Here is a 17,563-nt window from a genome sequence, read left to right on the forward strand (position 1 = left end):
GTCAGAAGGGCGTCTAGGTCTGTCTTCACACACTGACCATGGACGCCCTTCGTCACGTCCGCAGTCGATCACCGAATTTCACATCAGCGATCTAGGGGGTGTCGCGGTCGGTTCCGGCCGGTGCTGTAACCGTCAGCAGACGTCCCGGTAACCCGTCTCGGGGATCAGCCGATGCCAGCCCGCCTCGTCGAGCGAGCCGCCCGCGCGGGCGCACACCGCCCGGGCCGCGAGTGCCGGCTCGACCGGGCTCTCCTGGACCGAGCCGTCCAGCAGCACGCTGCGCAGACTGCCGCCGTCCTCGCTGAAGGCGAGCCCCGCCGGATACTGCCCGATCGGCACCTGCCCGACCTCCCGCAGCGAGGACGTCTCCCAGAGCCTGATCTGCTCCCCGTCGACGGCGAGCAGCCGCCCGTCGGGGGAGAAGCGCACACTGCCGCCGCCGCCCGAACCGGCCTCGACGCTGCCGAGGCGCCGCTTCCCCCTGACGTCCCAGACCACGATCTGGCCGCTGCTCAGCCCCAGGCCGAGGGTGGCGCCGTCGGGGCTGAAGGAGACCGCCGTGACGGGTGTGCCGCCCACTCCGGCCGGGTCGCGGGTCACCGTACCCGAGGGCACCTGGGCGAGGTCGCCGCCGACGGCCAGGGTCCGGCCGTCGGGCGCGAAGGCGAGCGGGAAGCCCGCGCTCGCGACCGTGCCGATCAGGCGGCGCCCCCGTACGTCCCAGAGCTGCACGACCTTGCGCTCGGTGAGCGCGGCGGCCAGTGTCCGGCCGTCGGGCGACAGCGCCAGCGCCGCGATGTCCTTGCCCACGTCGAGCGCGGCGACCCGGCGGCGGGTGGTCACGTCCCACAGCCCGACCGGCGAGCCGGAGATCGCCAGCAGGCTCCCGTCGCCGTTGAAGGCCAGCTCGCCCGCCGCGCCGATCGCCCCCGGCGAGGTGTGGCCGGCCACGTCGTACAGCCTGGTCCGGCCTCCGGCGGCGGTCGCGGCCAGCCGCCCGTCGGGCGACAGGACCGAGGGCGCGCTGTCGTCGATCCCCTCGGTCACCGCCGAGGAGGTGGCGTCGACGACCCCCGACAGATCGAGCGAGACCACCGACCCGTAGGCGGCCAGATAGCGCAGGACCCGGCCGTCGGCGGAGAAGGCGTAGTCGCCGGTCGCGTCGCGCGGCTCGAAGGTGGCCCGGATCTTCCGGTCGGCCACCCGCCACAGCCGCACCCCGTCGTAGCCCACGTCCAGCAGGAACCGCCCGTCGGGGCTGAACAGCAGCCTGCTGGGCGCCTCGGTGTCGAGCCGCTCGTCCCTGACCTCGCCGGTGGCGGTGTCGATCAGCGTGATGCCGGTGTCGCCGCCGACGGCCAGCAGCCGCCCGTCGGCGGTGAACGCGGCTGGCGGCGCCGCGGCCTCGCCGCGCGGGCTGACCGGCGGCTCCACCTTGTGGCCGCGCACCTTCACCCGGCGGCGCAGATCCCAGAGCTCGACCTGCCCGTCCATCGCCGAGGTGGCCGCCCAGCCGCCGTCGGCGGAGACGGCGTACTCGCCGTCGGTCACCTCCAGCAGCGCCGCGCCGCCGGTCACGGCGTAGAGCCTGGTGCGGTCGCTGCCCGCGACGGCTAACACCCGCCCGCCCGCGTGCAGGCTCGGGTCGCCGTCGGGCCGGTCCGCGCCGACACGCGCGCCCGAGGCCACGTCCCAGACCCGCACCCGGCCGTCGCCCCCGGCGGCGAACGTGCCGCCGTCGTCGCTCAGCGCGGTCAGGTCGCCGCCCGCGCGCGGCAGCGTGTGCTCGGCGGCCACCCGCCCGGCCGCCACATCCCACCGCCTGACCTGGTCGCCCTTCCACCGGACCAGGCCCGCGCCGTCGTCGCCGAGCTGGTACCACGCCTCGGCGTCCGCCTCCGGGTCGGTGAACACCCGCAGCTCGGGCTGGGCCAGCGACCGCTGCAGCGCGGTACGCGCCTCGAACACCGGCGCCAGCCGCCAGGCCGCCACGCTGAGCCGCATCGCCGCCTGCGGGTCCTTGGCGCGCAGGCTGTCCGCCCGCGCCGCCACGGCCCGCGCGTTCGCCTCGGCGAGCTGCCGGGACAGATCGCCGCGCTGCCGTACGGCGACCGCCGTCGAGGCGACGGCCACGGCCAGGAGCGCGGCCAGGCAGCCGGTGACCACCCGGCGGCGGCGCACGCCGCGCCTGGCCAGCACCGCGCTGCCGTCGAGGAAGCGGCGTTCGAGCGCGTTCAGGCCGAGGTGCCGCCGCCCGGTGGCGGCCCAGCTCAGCGTGCTGTCCAGGGCGCTGCCCCGGTAGAGGTCGGCGGGCTTGCGGCCCTGCCGGTCCCAGAAGAGGGCGGCGTCGCGGAGCCTGCCGTGCAGCGGCAGGCCGTCGCGCTCGGCCGCCACCCAGCCGCGCAGCCGGGGCCAGGCGTGGAACAGCGCGGCGCTCACCGGGCCCACGGTGTTGCCCGCGGTGGCGACCAGCCGGCCCTGGGGGGTGTCGGTGGGCGGGACCGGGATGCTGTGCCGGATCAGCAGCCCGGCCTCGGTCAGCCGGGCCACCACCTCCTGGTCGTCGGCCTCGTCGGGGGCGATCGGGCGCACGCCCTGCTCGCCGAGCATGCGCAGCAGCGTGCCGGGCACCGCGGCCTGCTGGGCGGGCGTCAGGCTCGCGTAGGCGGCCTCGGCCACCTCGCCGAGCGGACGCGCACCGGTCAGGCCGGGGGGCGGCGCGATCTCCGCGGCCAGCCGGGCGCCCGCGCCGGGTTCGGCGCTGCCCAGCAGCCCGAGCAGTAACTCCTTGGCGGCGGGCCGGTCGCCGGGCGACTTGGCCAGCGCCCCGGACACCAGCGACCGGAGCGGTTCGGCCAGCGCGCCGAGGTCGGGGTCGACGGTGAGCACCCGGTGCATGACGCCGCCGAGGCTCTCGGCCTGGAACGGATCCTGCCCGGTGGCCGCGTACAGCACCACGCCGCCCCAGGCGAACACGTCGGCGGAGGGCCCGGCCCGCTCGCCGGTGAACACCTCGGGCGCCATGTACGTCGGCGTCCCGGCGACGAACCCCGTCGTCGTCAGCGACATCTCGCCGGTCCGCGCCACACCGAAGTCGATCACCCGCGGCCCGTCCGGCCCGAGCAGCACGTTCTCCGGCTTGAGATCCCGGTGGACGACGCCCGCCTCGTGCACGGCGGTCAGCGCGGTCGCCAGCGCGGTCGCCAGCCGCCGCAGCCCGTCCCCGCCGTAGACGCCGGCCCGCTCCACGGCCTCCCGCAGATTGGGCCCCTCGACGAACTCACTGACGATGTACGGCCTGGCCGCCTCCAGCCCGACCTCGACCACCTTGACTGTGCAGAAGGACGCCACCCGCCCCGCCGCCCGCGCCTCCTTGGCGAGCTGCGCGGGCATGTCACCGTGCAGCACCTTGATCGCGAACCGGTCGCCCCGGTCGTCGTAGGCGTCGTAGACCACGCCCTGCCCGCCCGTTCCGAGCCGCCCGGCCAGCCAGTAGTGGCCGAGCCGTTCGGGATCCCCGGGAAGCAGGCGCATCGTCACGCATCTTAGATGCATCTAACGGGGGATTGGTTGCGGCCCATATCTCGGCCGCTGTGCCAGCATGGCCCCGGGGGGATCGTGAACGTTTCCGCAGCGGGCTGGCTTCGCCGTGCCGTCACACCGAGCCCGGCGCCCATCTCGTGGCCCGACGTGCTCAGGGCGGCCGTCGGCATCGGTGGCGGAGCGGCCGCCGGCGTGCTCCTGGCCTCCCCCGCGACCGGTCTGCTGCTGGCGATGGGCGCGCTGGGCGCGGTCCTGCAGCGCACCGGCAAGGCCTACCGGCTGCGGCTGCTCGGCATCGTGCCGCCGCAGCTCACCGGGGCGCTCGGCCTGCTGGTCGGCCATCCGGCGCACGGCACCGGGTGGGGCGGGGTGCTCACGCTGATCGTCGTGGCCCTGGTCAGCGGGGCGATCAGCTCGCTCGGCCCGATCTCCTCCGCGTGCGGGCTGTCGCCGCTGCTCATGGCGACCATCGGGGTGGGGTTGCCGCTGCCGGTCACCGCGCCGCTGCCGTACCTAGCGGGTGGGGCCCTGGTGTTGCTGCTGGCGCTGCTCGGCTGGCCGGTCCGGCCGGCCGCGCCGGAGCGGCGGGCCGTCGCCGACGTCTACCGGGCGCTGGCCGGCTCGCTCGGCGGCGACGAGCGGGCCAGGGAACGCCTGCCGAAGCTGATCAGCATCGCGCAGGACGCCCTGGTCTCGCACCGGGCCACCAGACCGGGCCAGGACTCGGAGGTGGTCCGGCTGACCGAGGCGCTGAACGCCGCCACCCCGCTGATCGAGGCGTCCACGCTGGCCACGGTCGTCAGGCCGGAGATCGTCGCCGCGATCGACGGCCTCGCCGACGCGGTCGCCGAGGGACGGCGGGACGCGCCGCCGCCCGACCTCACCCCGGCCACCCGCGAGGAGCGCTTCCTGCTACGCGGCGTGCGGTACGCCGCGGCGGGGCTCGGCGGCCGGCGCGACGAGGTGGACCTGCTCGGGCAGCCGCCGAGCTTCCCGGAACGCTTCCGCGACACGGCCGGCGGCGTCCTCCTCTCCGGCCGCGCCTGGCGGTACGCGCTGCGGCTGGCGCTCTGCGTCGGCCTGGCCTCGGGGATCTCCGCCGCGCTCGTGCTGCCGCGCGGCTACTGGGTGACGCTGACCGTGACCTTCGTCCTCAAACCAGACTTCGGATCGGTCTTCACCCGGGCACTGCTGCGCGCGCTCGGCACCCTCGTCGGGGTCACCGTCGGCGTCGTCGTGCTGACCACGGTGCCGCTCGGCTGGCCCATGCTGACGGTCGTCGCCCTGCTCGGCGCGGTCGTGCCGATCGTCTCGGCGCGCAGCTACGCGATGCAGACCGCGGCCATCACCCCGCTGGTGATCGTGCTGATCGACTGGATCGACCGCCTGCCGCCCGACAAGCTGGCCACGACCAGGCTGCTGGACACCCTGCTCGGCTGCGCGATCGTGCTGGTCTTCGGCTACGCGCTGTGGCCGGAGAGCTGGCGGGTGCGGGTGGGGGAGCGGCTGGCGGACCTGCTCGACGACGTCGCCGGCTACCTGCTCGTGGCCTTCGGCGGCGACCCCGGCGACCGCTCGCGGCGGCGGCGGGCCGCCTACCGGCGGGCGACCGAGCTGGACGCGGTCTTCCAGCAGGCGCTCACCGAACCACCGCCGGCCAGCGCCCACGCCGCGGCGTGGTGGCCCGCCCTGGTGGCCGCCGAACGGATGCTCGGCCAGGTGACCGCCGCCTCCGTCCGGTCCAGGAGCGGCGGCGCCACGCCCGCGCCCGGCGAGGTGACCGCCCTGGCCGACGCGGTGAAGGACCTGGCGGGCGCGGCCCGCGAGCAGCACCGGCCCGGAGCCGGGAAGCTGCCCGAGGAAGGGCCGCTGGCGCCGGTGGCCGACGAGATCAGAACCGCGCGGGCCGCCCTCGGGTAGCCCAGTCCGGGCGCAGCACGGCCATCGAGATCGAGTCGTGCCACTCGCCGCCCCACCGCAGCGCGTCACGCAGCACGCCCTCCTCGACGAAGCCCAGCTTCTCGTAGACGTGCCTGGCCCGGTCGTTGAAGGCGAAGACGTCCAGGCTGATCCGGTGCAGCGGGGTGGTGGTGAAGGCGTGGTCCAGCACCAGCCGGATCGCCTCGCTGCCGAACCCCTTGCCGAACACGCGGGCCCCCAGCAGGGCGACGCGCAGGTTGCAGGACAGGTTGTCGCCGTCCAACTCGTTCAGCACGACCTCGCCGACGTACTCCTCGCCCACGCAGATCGCCAGGTCCAGGCGGTCGCTCTGCTCGCCGCGGGTGGAGTACCACCGGGTGGCCGCCTCCCGCCCCGCGGGATCGGCGTGCGAGCCGGTCAGCCGCCGCACCTCGGGATCGGCGAGCAAATCCAGCAGGCCGTCGACGTGCTCGGGCCCGACGGGACGTAGCGTCACCCGCTCGCCGACCAGCGTCGGCTTGTTCGCGAACATCCTCACTGGCTATCAGCCCCGATCACCGGCACGCAATCCCATTTCCACCAGTACGGCCCCCGCGATCCGCTCCGGCGACTCCGCGACCACGTCCGCGACCAGGTCGGCCACCTCCCGGAAGTACGGCTCGCGCGCCCGCCGCATCCGACGTGTTTGTTTTTCGACATGGGGATAGATGTTCCTTGGGGCTAAGGAGGTAATCACATGACCATCGCAGGAAGCATCATCCTCATCATGCTGGGCGCGATCCTCACCTGGGCCGTGGAGTTCGATCTCGCCGGAGTGGACATCAACGTCGTCGGCGTGATCCTCATGATCGGTGGTCTGGTCGGGCTGCTGTTCGGCATCTACCGGATGAACGTCACCAGGCGCGCCGTCGCGCCGGTGGACGAGGTCCACGACACGACCACCCGCAGAACCGTGTACGAGGAGCGCCGTTACGACGAGCCTCCCCTGTAGGTCCGGCGGAAGGAAGGGCCCCGCCGTCGAGGCGGGGCCCTTTCCTCAGCTCAGCCGCCGGACCGCCGCCACGATGGCGTCGCGGTCGATTCCGGCGGCGGCCAGTTGCTCGGCCGGGGTGGCCGAGCCCGGCAGGTCGCGGACGGCGAGTTTGACGACGCGCGGGCCGAGCTCCGACACCGAGTCCAGCACGGCGTCGCCGAGACCGCCCTCGGGCCGGTGGTCCTCGACCGTGATCAGGGTCCCCGTCGTGGTCGCCGCCTCCCGCAGCACCGCCGTGTCGACCGGCTTCACCGAGTACAGGTCCACCACGCCGATCGAGACGCCCTCGGCGGCCAGGATGTCGGCGGCGGCCAGCGCCTCGTGCACCGTGACGCCCGCGGTGACCACCGTCGCCCGGTCCTCGGGGGACTGCCGCAGCACCCGCGACCCGCCCACCTCGAAGCTCTCCCCCGGACCGTAGATCACCGGCGTCTCGCCGCGGGTCGTGCGCAGGTACACCACGCCCGGCCGGTCCGCCATCGCCGCCACCAGCGCGGCGGTCTGGTTGGCGTCGCACGGGTAGAGCACCGTGCTGCCGTGCGTCGCGCGCAGCATCGCCAGATCCTCCAGGCCCATCTGCGAGGGCCCGTCCTCGCCGATGGACACGCCCGCGTGCGAGCCGACCAGCTTGATGTCGGCCCTGCTCAGTGCGGCCATCCTGATGAAGTCGTGCGCCCGGGTGAAGAAGGCGGCGAACGTCGAGGCGTACGGCACCCAGCCGCGCACCTGCATGCCCACCGCGGCGGCCACCAGGAGCTGCTCGGCGATGTAGAACTCGAAGAACCGGTCGGGGAAGGCGTCGGCGAACACCTGGGTCTTCGTGGAGTCGGCCACCTCCCCGTCCAGCGCCACCACCTGCCCGCGGGCGGCGCCGAGCGCCCTGAGCGCCTCGCCGTACGCGCTGCGGGTGGCGACCTGGGTGCCGCTCTCGTAGCGGGGCAGTTCCAGCTCCCCGTCGGGGAAGGTGTGCGGGATCCTGTTCTGGTCGGGCAGGTTCACTTTGACGGTGAGGTCGCGCACGCCGCCCAGTTCGGCGATCGCCCGCTCCGGCTCCTTCAGCGGCTTGCCGTGCGCGCCCTCCCGGTTCTCCACCTCGTTGACGCCCTCGCCCTTGCGTGTGCGGGCCAGGATCACCGTCGGGCGCCTGCGGGTGTTGCGCGCGTCGGCGAACGCGTAGTCGATCTGCCCGGGGTCGTGCCCGTCGATCTCGATCGTGTGCCAGCCGAACGCGCCGAACCTGCGGGCGTACGCGCCGGTGTCCCAGCCGTGCCGGGTCGGCCCGCGCTGCCCCAGCCGGTTCACGTCCACGATCACGGTCAGATTGGCCAGCCCCTCCTCACCCGCGTGCTCGGCCGCCTCCCAGATGGACCCCTCGGCCAGCTCACTGTCCCCGCACAGCACCCACACGTGGTACGGCACGCGGTCCAGCCGCCGCCCCGCCAGCGCGATGCCGACTCCCACCGGCATCCCCTGGCCGAGCGAGCCCGTGGCCACGTCCACCCAGGGCAGCCGGGGGGTCGGATGCCCCTCCAGCCTGCTGCCCTTCCTCCTGAAGGTCAGCAGCTCCTCATCGGTGATCGCCCCCGCCGCCTTGTACAGCGCGTACAGCAGGGGAGAGGCGTGGCCCTTGGAGAAGATCAGATGGTCGTTGGCGGAATCGTCCGGATTGTCGAAGTCGTAGCGCAGGTGGCAGCTGAACAGCACCGCCATGAGGTCGGCGGCCGACATCGACGAGGTGGGGTGTCCCGATCCGGCGGCTGCCGAGCTGCGCACCGAGTCGACCCTGAGCTGTGCGGCGAGTTCGCACAGGGCATGCATGTCGCGTTCAGGCATCGCGCCTCCTCGTGGTTTCCCGCCGCCTACCCAGGCTGGTCCGCCTGAACCGGCCGGCCGGGGCTCAGCCCGCTTCCCCCGAGCCGCGCCACCGCTGCCGCCGTACCGCGAGCACGATCGCGACCACGGTCACCACGGCGAGCACGCCCGCCGCGACGGAGAGGACGAAGGCGCCGGCCACCATGCTGATGGCGCCGAGCGCGATCAGAAAGATCAGGATGAACGAACCGATCCTGATGTACACGATGTCGCGCGGGGTGGCAGGCACCATGGGCTGCCCGGACGCGGAGTAGGACTCGGGACGGATGTCTTCAGGACGTTCATGCTCGGCCATTACCCCCTCCTTCCGCTTAGACCCCTCCCGTACCCTGGGCTTTTGCGGCCTAACGTCGTTTGCGCGGGCTGTGGGAGGGCATGCGCCTTTTCTGATGAAGGAGGCGTATCGATGGAGGCTCCGCAATACGTCGCGGCCCGCGTCCAGCAGGCGCTCGCCGAGGACGAGAGGACCCACGAGCTCGGCGTCCGCGTCGATGTCCGAGGCGACCAGATCTTCCTGCGCGGGCAGGTTTCGGGTGACGGGCACCGGCACGCGATCGGCGAGGTAGCGGGCGAGGCCGCTCCCGGGCTGCGGGTGCACAACGAGATCACCGTCGTGGAGGTCGGCGAGCCGGGGGAGGATGAGCATCTTGACTAGCGTCCGGATCGCCGCGGCCGGCGACATCCACCTGGGCGAGGACATGCGGGGCAGCTACCGCGCCCGGATCGAGGGCATCGAGGAGCGGGCCGACGTGCTCCTGCTGGCCGGCGACCTGACCAGGCACGGGACCCTGGAGGAGGGGCGGCTGGTGGCCGACGAGTTCCGCGGCCTGCGCATTCCGGTGGTCGCCGTCCTCGGCAACCACGACTACCACTCCGACCTGCAGGAGGAGATCGCCGGCGAGCTGCGCGAGGCGGGCGTCGTCGTGCTCGACGACGGGGGGACCGTGGTCGAGTGCGACGGCCTGCGGCTCGGCGTGGTCGGCGGCAAGGGGTTCGGCGGCGGCTTCGCCGGCAAGTCCGCCAGCGAGTTCGGCGAGCGGGAGATCAAGAACTTCGTCGGGCACACCCGGCACATCGCCGAGCGCTGGCGGATCGCGCTCAAGGAGATCGACGCCGACCGTACGGTGGTGCTCTCGCACTACTCGCCGGTCAAGGAGACGCTGGAGGGCGAGCCGCCGGAGATCTACCCGTTCCTCGGCAGTTACCTGCTGGCCGAGGCGGTCGACACCGAGGGCGCGGACCTGATCCTGCACGGCCACGCGCACAAGGGCGCGGAGAAGGGCATGACTCCGGGCGGCATCCGGGTCCGCAACGTGGCCCTCCCGGTCCTGGGCCGCTCCTACGGCGTCTACTGCCTGGACGGGGAGTGCACCCCCGCGCCCCGCTAGTTCTACTCCCGCGAGGTGCTGCCGCGGGTGCGGTAGAGGTCGAGCAGGGGCTGCAGCAGCCAGAACCAGCCGCCGGTCAGTGCCACGGCGGCGCCGAAGAGGGCGGCCGGCCAGTTGTTGATCACCGTCTCGGTGACCATGGCCACCGCACTGGTCATCGCCACCAGTAGTAACATCGCCCCGGCCACGCCCAGCTCGTTCGACCGCCGCAGCATCCGCTCCTTCAGCCCGGTGCGGAAGTAGAGCCGGTGCTGCGCGGCGGGCGTGATGAAGCAGATGGAGGCCAGCGCCGAGGCCATCAGCGAGATGAAGAACAGCCACCGGCCCAGCGCGTCCACCTTCCCGAACCCCGCCTGGAAGGGCAGCGTCAGCATGAACGCGAACAGCACCTGCACCCCGGTGACCGCCACCCGCAGCCCTTGCAGTAACTCCGCCAGCTCACGGTCGACTCGCTCCTTGTGGCTCTCGCCGGGTTCGCCACTCTCACGGATCTCGCTCATAGTCAGCGCCGCTACCCGGCTGCGGAAGGTCTAGTCGTCGACCACGCGGGTAGCCCGGTCACATGGGGAGCCACAGCCACGCCGTCACCGACGCCATCCTGGAGACGCTCAAACGTGCCAGCTCCGGCCTCAAGGAGACCGGGGTGGCGTTCGCGCTGGCCGGCGGATGCGCCGCGTACGCGAGAGGCGCGGCCCCGTCCTTGCACGACGTCGACTTCGTGGTGCTGGAGAAGGACGTCCCCGCCGCCCTGGCGGCGCTCAGCGGGCTGGGCTTCGACACCGCGCGGCCACCGGAGGACTGGCTGGTCAAGGCCTACGACCAGGGCCGCCTGGTGGATCTGATCTTCCGGGTCGCCGACCGGCCGGTCACCGAGGAACTGCTGGCGCGGGCCGAGCCGCTGCAGGCGTCCGCGATGATCGTCCCCGTCCTGGAGGCCACCGACCTGGTCGTCTCGTGGCTGCTGCCGATGTCGGAGCACGCCTGCGACTACGGCTCGCTGCTGCCGCAGGTACGGGCGATGCGCGAGCAGGTGGACTGGGACCGGGTCGCCGCCGTGACCGCGCCCTCGCCGTACGCCTCGACGTTCCTCACCCTGCTCGAACGGCTGGAAGTGATCGCCAAGCCGGTGGACGGCAGCGGCGACGGCACCTGGCCGTAGAGAGGGGCCGCGGTCACGCCCATCGGCCGGTCAAGGTGCGGGCACGCGTCACCCCCGGCGCACTGCCGAGGTCACCCGCCGCAGGATCCGGTCCCACTCGGTGCCGAACGGGTTGTCCTGCACCAGATACGTCCATGTCGCCGTGGGTCGCCGCAGGTCGGGGTCGGGCGTCTCGAACGCGCCGAGTGAGCGCCGCTCGATCTCGCCCAGCAGGTTCTTGTACTCCGCGACCGCCTCGCGGTGGAACTCGTCGATCGGGCTCATCCGGCCGAGCGCCCGCAGGTGGATGCCCTCGCGCAGGTCGGTGAGGAAGGCCAGGTGCTCGGTCCAGCAGCGGTCGATCTGGAACAGCACGATCTGCCGGGCGGTCTCGTCCCTGGTCTCCTCGGGCAAATCCGCCCAGCGGTCCGCGTCCGCCTCGGCCAGCGCCACCGCCGCCGAGTCGCCGTGCAGCACCTTGTCGCGCCACTCCAGGACCAGCTCGCGCTGGCGCTCCAGCAGCCGGGTGTAGCGCCAGGTGTTGCGGTGGATCTCCAGGTTCACGCCCTCGGCGACGCGCTGGGCGTGGCCGACGAGGTAGGCGCCGCGGCGGTGCCGGACGACGCCGTCGGGGTCGGCGGCGGGTGGGCGCTCGTCAGAGACGAACTGGGTGATCAGGTCGTCCTGCATGCTGACGAAGAACACCGAGCCGCCGGGGTCGCCCTGGCGGCCCGCGCGCCCGCGGAGCTGGTCGTCCAGGCGGCTGCTGGCGTGCCGGCCCGACCCGATGACGTACAGCCCGCCCAGCTCGGCCACGCCGTCGCCGAGGCGGATGTCGGTGCCGCGGCCGGCCATCTGGGTGGAGACGGTGATCGCGTCGCGCTCGCCCGCCTTGGCGATGATGCCCGCCTCTTCGGCGTCGTTCTTGGCGTTCAGCACGACCGGCTCCAGGCCGCGCCGCTGCAGCAGCTTGGCCAGGTTCTCCGACTCGGCCACGTCGAGCGTGCCGATGAGGATGGGCCGTCCGGTGGCGTGCACCTCCTGGATCTCCTCGACCAGGGCGGCGTCCTTGTCGGGGCCGGTGGGGTAGAGCCGGTCGGACTCGTCCACCCGGATGTTGGGCCGGTTGGACGGGATCACCGCGACCTTCAGGTCGTAGAACTCGCCGAGCTGCTCGCTGACCGCGACCGCCGTCCCCGTCATGCCGCAGACCTGCGGGTAGCGCTTGATCAGGCCCTGGACCGTGATCGAGTCGAGGATCTCGCCCTTCTCGCTGGGCGCGAGCGCCTCCTTGGCCTCCACCGCCGCCTGCAGCCCGTCGGGCCAGCGCTGCAGCAGCGCCACCCGGCCGCGCGAGGGGTTGATGAGATGCACCTTGCCGTCGCGGACGATGTAGTCGACGTCGCGGGTGAGCAGCGCGTGCGCGTGCAGGGCCAGGTTGAGCTCGATCAGCGGGCCGGGCTCGTTCTCGTCGTAGAGCTCCAGGTCGAGGATCGCCTCGACGCTGTCGGCGCCCTTGGGCGTCAGGTAGACGTTGCGGGCCTGCTCGTCGATCTCGTAGTGGTAGCCGCGGACCAGCGTGCGCACCAGCGCGGCCATCTCCGGCACCGCGTCGCCGGGGTCGGCGGCGCCCGCCATCACCAGCGGCACCCGCGCCTCGTCGACCAGCACCGAGTCGGCCTCGTCGATCAGCGCCACCTCGGGCTTCGGCATGATCAGCTCGCCCGCGTCGGTCCGCAGCCGCTCGCGCAGCACGTCGAACCCGATCTCGCTGACCGGCCCGTAGGTGACGTCGCGGGAGTAGGCCTCCCGGCGCTCGTCGGGAGTGGAGTTCTGCCCGATCCAGCCCACCGTGACGCCGAGCGCCTCGTAGAACGGCGCCATCCACTCGGCGTCACGCTGGGCCAGGTAGTCGTTGACCGAGATCACGTCGACGTGCTTGCCCTGCAGCGCGTAGCCGGCCGCGGCCATCGCGCCGGACAGCGTCTTGCCCTCGCCGGTGGCCATCTCCGCCACGTGCCCGTGCAGCAGCGCCAGCGTGCCGAGCAACTGCACGTCGTACGGCCTGAGCCCGAGCGTCCGGTCGGCCGCCTCGCGCGCGATCGCGCAGAACTCGGCCAGGTCGTCCATCGTCGGCTCGGGCAGTTCGGCGAGTTCGCCCACGGCGACGGCGCGGTCGCCGGCCGCGTCGACGATCTTCTTGTACGGGTTCAGGCTCACCCCGCCTGGGCGGTCCAGCAGGTTCCTGACGAATCCGGAAATCGAGGCCACGGTTCCTCCAACGCGCGCTCCGTCGGCACCGTTCCCCCGAACCCTCGGGCCGGGCTCCGGTACGGCAAGGCGCCGCCGTACCGGACCCTATTCCATCCCCGCCTCGCCGGGGACCGGCGTGCTCAGCGGCGCTCGTGGACGGTCAGGGCGACGACCGCGCCCAGCAGTACCACGCACCCCGCCAGCGACAGCGGTGTCAGCCGCTCGCCGAACAGCAGGACGCCGAGGAGGGCCGCGCCGACCGCCTCGCCGAGCGAGATCACCGACACCGTGGTGGCCTTGAGCGCGCTCAGGCTCCGGAAGTACAGCCCGTAGGCGAGGGCGGTCGGGACCGCGCCGAGGTAGAGCAGCAGCAGCACGCTCGGCACGGTCACCTCGGGCAGGACCGGCCCGACCAGGGCGAAGGGCGCCAGGCAGAGCGCGCCCACCGCGAAACCGCCGACGGCGGTGCCGTACGGGTCGTCGTGGCGGTGCCTGGACAGCAGGGTGACTCCGGCGTACCCGGCGGCGGAGAACAGCGCGAGCCCGATTCCGGCGATTCCGGCCTGGGAGGCGCCGAAGGCGCTCTCGCCGGTCAGCAGGAGCAGGCCCGCCAGGGCGGCGGTGATGCACAGGGCGCCGGTGCGGTCGAGGCGTTCGCCGAGGAACAGGCGCGCGCCGAGGGCGGTGAACAGCGGAGTGGCGCCCATCGTGATCACGGTGGCGAGGGCGACGCCCGCGTAGGCGATGGAGCCGAAGTAGGCCGTCTGGTAGATCGCCATGCCCACGCCCACGACCACCATGTGGCGGTCGAGGCGGGTGCGGCGGACGAGGGTGAACAGGAAGGCGGCGCCGAGCAGGTAGCGCCAGAGGGAGACGCCGACGGGGCCGAGCCCCGAGCTCTGGAAGAGCAGCGACCCGGCCGCCCCGCCGGTGCCCCAGGCACCGGCCGCCAGGGAGACGTACAGCACGCCGCGCCGTACGGAAACATCCGACATCGATCTTCTCCTGAAGGGAGTGGTTGCCGTGGACCCGTATGCGGGCAGCAGCCACTCCCAGACCCCCTAGGGATCCGGAAATTTCAGGAGAAGCCGCCCGCTATCGGGCGGGCGGCGGGGAGATGATGAAGGTCGGCACGCACCCAGAATAACCTGACAGGAGATGGCAGGCTCTGGCGGCAGGATGCTCGGCATGACAACGAACGCGAAGCTCCTCGCCGTGACCATCGACTGCGCCGACCCGAAGCGGATGGCGGATTTCTGGCACCAGGTGACGGGCCTGCCCGTCCAGGTCGCCGAGGACGAGTACTCCGCCGTCGGCGACGGCACCACCAACCTCTACTTCGGCCGGGTGGCCGACCGCCGGCCGATCGAGTGGCCGAGCGACGACAAGCAGTTCCACCTGGACTTCCGGGTGCCCGACGTGGCCAAGGCGGTCGAGGAGTACCTCGAACTCGGTGCCACCAGGCCCGACTTCCAGCCGGGCGTCACCGAGGACGGCGTCGGCTGGATCGTCCTGCAGGACCCGGAGGGCCACCTGTTCTGCGTGTGCCCCGAAGCGTCCTGACCGCCGACACGCCGTCCAGGCTCCCGCCTGGGGCGCTTCCGGTGAGGATACGGCCATGATGTCGGCGTAAGCCGATTCACGTTGGTTGCCGGGGCCATAAGCTGGAGCAATGCTCTTGGAAGGAATGTTGCATCCCCTTGTGCCCACGTGTGGGCGCCCATGACCTGGATCGGGGTGCTCATAGCCCTGGCGGGGGCACTGGGATACGCGGTCGGCGCGGCGCTTCAGCAGTACGAGGCGGTGGCCGAGGGGGCCACGCTCAAACTGGTCAAACGGCCGCGCTGGTGGATCGGCGGCATCATCGGCTTCGTCGGCGCCAGCCTGCACGCGGTGGCGCTGAGCTTCGCGCCGCTGGTCGCGGTGCAGCCGATCAGTGTGGCCACGCTGGTGTTCGCGGTGCCGCTGGCGGCGTTCATGTATGGGCGCAAGCCGTACAAGGCGGAGATCTTCGGGTCGGTCGCGGTGGCGGTCGGGCTGCTGTGGCTGATGACGCTGGTGCCGAAGCACAACGTGACGCCCGAGCTGAGCAGCGGGGCGGCGATCGGGTTCGTCGCGGTGATCGGGCTGGTCGTGCTGGTCACCCACCTGGCCTCGCGCAAGGCGCAGGGCCCGGCGAAGGCGCTGCTGCTGTCCGTCGGGGCAGGGGTGGTGACCGCGAGCGTGTCGACGTTCGTCCGGGTGGTGGGCGGCAAGCTCAACGCGGGCGGCGACCTGCAGTGGGCCACGCTGCTGCACTGGTTCACCCTGGCGGTGCCGGTGCTGCTGGTCTGCGCCGTGGTGCTGCTGCAGAAGTCCTACGCGGTCGGCTACTTCGGCATCGCCTACGCGGGCGTGCAGGTCATCGACCCGATCACCTCGGTGCTGGCCGGGGCGGTGCTGCTGGGCGAGCCGCTGCCGACCTCGCCGTCGACGGCGGTGCCCGCCCTGCTGGCGGCCGCTTTGACCATCGGCGGGACGGTCACACTCGGGCGCCTGGCCCCTGACCATTCGAGGCCCGCTCCTGAGGTGTCCATCCCAGTACCGCATCCATTGAACGCAACATCAGATCGGGGCTGAGCCGCCCGGCGGCGGCCATCCCCGCGTCGCGCAGCCGTACGGCCAGCGGGTGGCGCGCCTTGGTCAGCCTGCAGATCCTCATGGACTTGCGCACGATCGACGTTGTGCGCTCCAGCCGGGCCGCGGTGTAGGCGGGCAGATCATCCGCCGTGGCGGCCACGACGATCCCGTCCTCGATCGCCTGGCAGGCGCCCTGGCCCAGGTTGGGGGTCATCGGGTGGGCCGCGTCGCCGACCAGTGCCACTCTGCCGCGGTGCATGGCGGGCAGCGGCGTGCGCAGGTGGTAGACGTCGTTGCGCAGGATGCGAGCGTTGTCGGCGGCCTCCAGCAGCGTGGGGATCGGCTCGTGCCAGCCGCCGAACCTGCGCAACAACTCGGCGCGCTCGTCGGCGTGCACGGCCCCGGCGGGGGACAGGTCGGTGGCGTAGAGGTAGACGAGGTCGTCGGCCACCGCGTGCACGCCGCACACCAGGCCCCTGCCCCACGTCTCGGCGCTGTCGACGCGCAGACCGCGGCGCGGCAGCAGGGCCCGCCACGCGGTCACCCCCGCGTAGACCGGGCCCGGATGCCCGGGGAAGAGCGTCTCGCGGGTGCGTGAGTGGATGCCGTCGGCGGCCACGATCAGGTCGGCCTCGATCTCTCCCGCGTCGGTGGTGACGACGCCCGCCTCGTGGTCGACCGCGTGCACGGTGACGCCGAGCTCGATGCCGTCGAGCCGGTCGACCAGCAGCTCGGTCAGCGTGGCGCGGAGCGTGATGACGAACGAGTCGCCGTAGCGGGCCAGCGCCCGATCCTCGGTGGTACGGGTGAGCGCGCGCCCGTCGGGCACCCGGATGGCGGCCGTCCCCCGCAGCCGGGAGAGCTTGCGGACCTCGTCGCCGAGCCCCACGGCGTCGAGCGCCTTGAGGCCGTTGGCGGCGATCGCCAGGCCCGAGCTGCGCGAGATCTACGACAAGGCGGGCAGGCGGTTCCGCGGCCCCGCCGTCGCGATGCTGGCCGCGGCCGGCTCCACCGACCCGGTACGGCACGGCCGGCAACTGGTCGCGTTCGGCGAGGGGGTCATGTTCGACGCGATCGCCGGAGCGGGCGCGATGCCGTCGCCGGAGGAGTTGCGCGAGGGCCTGCGCGAGCTGCTCGCGGGCATGCTCAGCGGCTGAGCAGCCGCGCCCGGTGCGCGGGCCACTCCTCGGCCAGGATGCCGAAGTAGACCGTGTCGCGCCAGGTGCCGTCGGGGCGTCGCCGGTGGCGGCGCAGGGTGCCCTCGTGCACGCCGCCGATCCGCTTGATCGCCTCCTGCGAGCGGAGGTTGTTGACGTCGGTCTTCAGCAGCATCCGGTTGAAGCCGAGCGGGCCGAAGCCGTGGTCCAGCAGCATGACCTTGCAGGCGGTGTTCACGCCGGTGCGCCAGTGGGCTCTGCCGTACCAGGTCCAGCCGATCTCCAGGCTCTGGTCGAAGCCCGGCACGTCGCAGTAGGCCGTCCAGCCGACCGCCCTGCCCTGGACGACGACCGCGTGCGGGGCGTGGTTGTCGTCCTCGATCACCTTGCGGGCGATCGCGGCCAGCTCGTCCTCGGTGCGCGGCGTGGCGGCCGGGAGCCAGCGCCACACCTCCTCGTCCGCGCCGCCCGCGGCGAACAGGTCGGGGACGTGGTCCAGGGTGAGTGGTTCGAGGCGGACGAGGTCGTTCTCCAGGTGGGCGGGGTCGGGGAGCTTCGCGGTCATGCGCGAACTCTAGGGCAGGGCCGACCTCGCGTTTAGGGCCACCCTGGGGGCATTGGCGGAGACCAGTTGTCGACA

The 17,563-nt window shown here is 72.7% G+C and carries 18 protein-coding genes; 8 read left to right on the plus strand and 10 right to left on the minus strand.

All coding sequences use genetic code 11. From position 1 onward, the window contains the following. Nucleotides 1-132: 132 nt before the first annotated feature. Nucleotides 133-3,534: a WD40 repeat domain-containing serine/threonine protein kinase gene (locus ABZ911_RS22425; protein ID WP_358058858.1), complete on the minus strand. Its 3,402-nt coding sequence runs from the start codon at nt 3,532-3,534 to the stop codon at nt 133-135. 84 nt (nt 3,535-3,618) lie between these two features. On the opposite strand from ABZ911_RS22425, the gene ABZ911_RS22430 reads away from it, so the two are divergent. Beyond that, nucleotides 3,619-5,463 carry an FUSC family protein gene (locus tag ABZ911_RS22430; protein WP_358058861.1) on the plus strand — a complete coding sequence of 615 codons (1,845 nt, stop codon included), beginning with the start codon at nt 3,619-3,621 and terminating at the stop codon, nt 5,461-5,463. On the opposite strand, the gene ABZ911_RS22435 is transcribed toward ABZ911_RS22430, so the two are convergent. Together ABZ911_RS22435 and ABZ911_RS22440 are read right to left on the minus strand one after the other, a co-directional pair. Further along, nucleotides 5,435-5,995, minus strand: a complete 561-nt coding sequence (locus ABZ911_RS22435; protein WP_358058864.1) for a GNAT family protein — start codon at nt 5,993-5,995, stop codon at nt 5,435-5,437. The two genes, ABZ911_RS22430 and ABZ911_RS22435, sit on opposite strands and share 29 nt — an antisense overlap. 12 nt (nt 5,996-6,007) lie before the next feature. Next, nucleotides 6,008-6,139, minus strand: coding sequence for a hypothetical protein (locus ABZ911_RS22440; protein ID WP_358058867.1), 132 nt, complete (start codon nt 6,137-6,139; stop codon nt 6,008-6,010). 60 nt (nt 6,140-6,199) lie between these two features. On the opposite strand from ABZ911_RS22440, the gene ABZ911_RS22445 reads away from it, so the two are divergent. Further along, nucleotides 6,200-6,454: a DUF6458 family protein gene (locus tag ABZ911_RS22445; RefSeq protein WP_358058870.1), complete on the plus strand. Its 255-nt coding sequence runs from the start codon at nt 6,200-6,202 to the stop codon at nt 6,452-6,454. Nucleotides 6,455-6,499: 45 nt separating this feature from the next. On the opposite strand, the gene ABZ911_RS22450 is transcribed toward ABZ911_RS22445, so the two are convergent. Both ABZ911_RS22450 and ABZ911_RS22455 read right to left on the minus strand, forming a co-directional pair. Then, the gene (locus tag ABZ911_RS22450; protein WP_358058873.1) at nt 6,500-8,329 is read right to left on the minus strand and encodes a transketolase; all 1,830 of its coding nucleotides are present in this window, start codon (nt 8,327-8,329) and stop codon (nt 6,500-6,502) included. 64 nt (nt 8,330-8,393) lie between these two features. After that, entirely contained in the window at nt 8,394-8,663 is a 270-nt protein-coding gene (locus ABZ911_RS22455) for a hypothetical protein (protein WP_358058876.1), read from the minus strand. Between the two features lie 111 nt (nt 8,664-8,774). Between ABZ911_RS22455 and ABZ911_RS22460 the strand changes: the two genes are divergently transcribed. Beyond that, complete coding sequence (locus ABZ911_RS22460) at nt 8,775-9,023, plus strand: BON domain-containing protein (RefSeq protein WP_358058879.1); 249 nt, start codon at nt 8,775-8,777, stop codon at nt 9,021-9,023. Then, entirely contained in the window at nt 9,016-9,756 is a 741-nt protein-coding gene (locus tag ABZ911_RS22465) for a metallophosphoesterase (RefSeq protein ID WP_358058882.1), read from the plus strand. Before ABZ911_RS22460 ends, ABZ911_RS22465 begins: the two co-directional genes overlap by 8 nt. A gap of 2 nt (nt 9,757-9,758) precedes the next feature. Here the strand turns inward: ABZ911_RS22465 and ABZ911_RS22470 are convergent, their stop codons facing one another. After that, nucleotides 9,759-10,256 carry a DUF6328 family protein gene (locus tag ABZ911_RS22470; protein ID WP_358058885.1) on the minus strand — a complete coding sequence of 166 codons (498 nt, stop codon included), beginning with the start codon at nt 10,254-10,256 and terminating at the stop codon, nt 9,759-9,761. 62 nt (nt 10,257-10,318) lie between these two features. Here ABZ911_RS22470 and ABZ911_RS22475 point away from each other — a divergent pair, with 62 nt between their 5' ends. Then, nucleotides 10,319-10,915: a hypothetical protein gene (locus ABZ911_RS22475; protein WP_358058888.1), complete on the plus strand. Its 597-nt coding sequence runs from the start codon at nt 10,319-10,321 to the stop codon at nt 10,913-10,915. A 48-nt stretch (nt 10,916-10,963) separates the two neighbouring features. Here the strand turns inward: ABZ911_RS22475 and secA2 are convergent, their stop codons facing one another. Together secA2 and ABZ911_RS22485 are read right to left on the minus strand one after the other, a co-directional pair. After that, nucleotides 10,964-13,165, minus strand: a complete 2,202-nt coding sequence (gene secA2, locus ABZ911_RS22480) for an accessory Sec system translocase SecA2 (RefSeq protein ID WP_358058891.1) — start codon at nt 13,163-13,165, stop codon at nt 10,964-10,966. A gap of 122 nt (nt 13,166-13,287) precedes the next feature. Further along, nucleotides 13,288-14,142 (minus strand): EamA family transporter, encoded by an 855-nt coding sequence (locus ABZ911_RS22485; RefSeq protein ID WP_358058894.1) that lies wholly within the window; start codon nt 14,140-14,142, stop codon nt 13,288-13,290. A 193-nt stretch (nt 14,143-14,335) separates the two neighbouring features. Between ABZ911_RS22485 and ABZ911_RS22490 the strand changes: the two genes are divergently transcribed. Both ABZ911_RS22490 and ABZ911_RS22495 read left to right on the plus strand, forming a co-directional pair. After that, the gene (locus ABZ911_RS22490; protein ID WP_358058897.1) at nt 14,336-14,710 is read left to right on the plus strand and encodes a VOC family protein; all 375 of its coding nucleotides are present in this window, start codon (nt 14,336-14,338) and stop codon (nt 14,708-14,710) included. A 159-nt stretch (nt 14,711-14,869) separates the two neighbouring features. After that, a complete protein-coding gene (locus ABZ911_RS22495; RefSeq protein WP_358058900.1) occupies nt 14,870-15,766 on the plus strand; it encodes a DMT family transporter in 897 nt (298 codons plus the stop codon). On the opposite strand, the gene ABZ911_RS22500 is transcribed toward ABZ911_RS22495, so the two are convergent. After that, the gene (locus tag ABZ911_RS22500; RefSeq protein WP_358058903.1) at nt 15,669-16,655 is read right to left on the minus strand and encodes an FAD-dependent monooxygenase; all 987 of its coding nucleotides are present in this window, start codon (nt 16,653-16,655) and stop codon (nt 15,669-15,671) included. The genes ABZ911_RS22495 and ABZ911_RS22500 overlap by 98 nt on opposite strands. Nucleotides 16,656-16,668: 13 nt before the next feature. On the opposite strand from ABZ911_RS22500, the gene ABZ911_RS22505 reads away from it, so the two are divergent. Beyond that, nucleotides 16,669-16,923 (plus strand): hypothetical protein, encoded by a 255-nt coding sequence (locus ABZ911_RS22505; protein ID WP_358058906.1) that lies wholly within the window; start codon nt 16,669-16,671, stop codon nt 16,921-16,923. Here the strand turns inward: ABZ911_RS22505 and ABZ911_RS22510 are convergent. Next, nucleotides 16,913-17,488 carry a GNAT family protein gene (locus ABZ911_RS22510; protein WP_358058909.1) on the minus strand — a complete coding sequence of 192 codons (576 nt, stop codon included), beginning with the start codon at nt 17,486-17,488 and terminating at the stop codon, nt 16,913-16,915. The two genes, ABZ911_RS22505 and ABZ911_RS22510, sit on opposite strands and share 11 nt — an antisense overlap. Nucleotides 17,489-17,563 lie beyond the last annotated feature (75 nt).

It is taken from the genome of Nonomuraea sp. NPDC046570, assembly GCF_040645915.1.
Lineage (GTDB): Bacteria > Actinomycetota > Actinomycetes > Streptosporangiales > Streptosporangiaceae > Nonomuraea.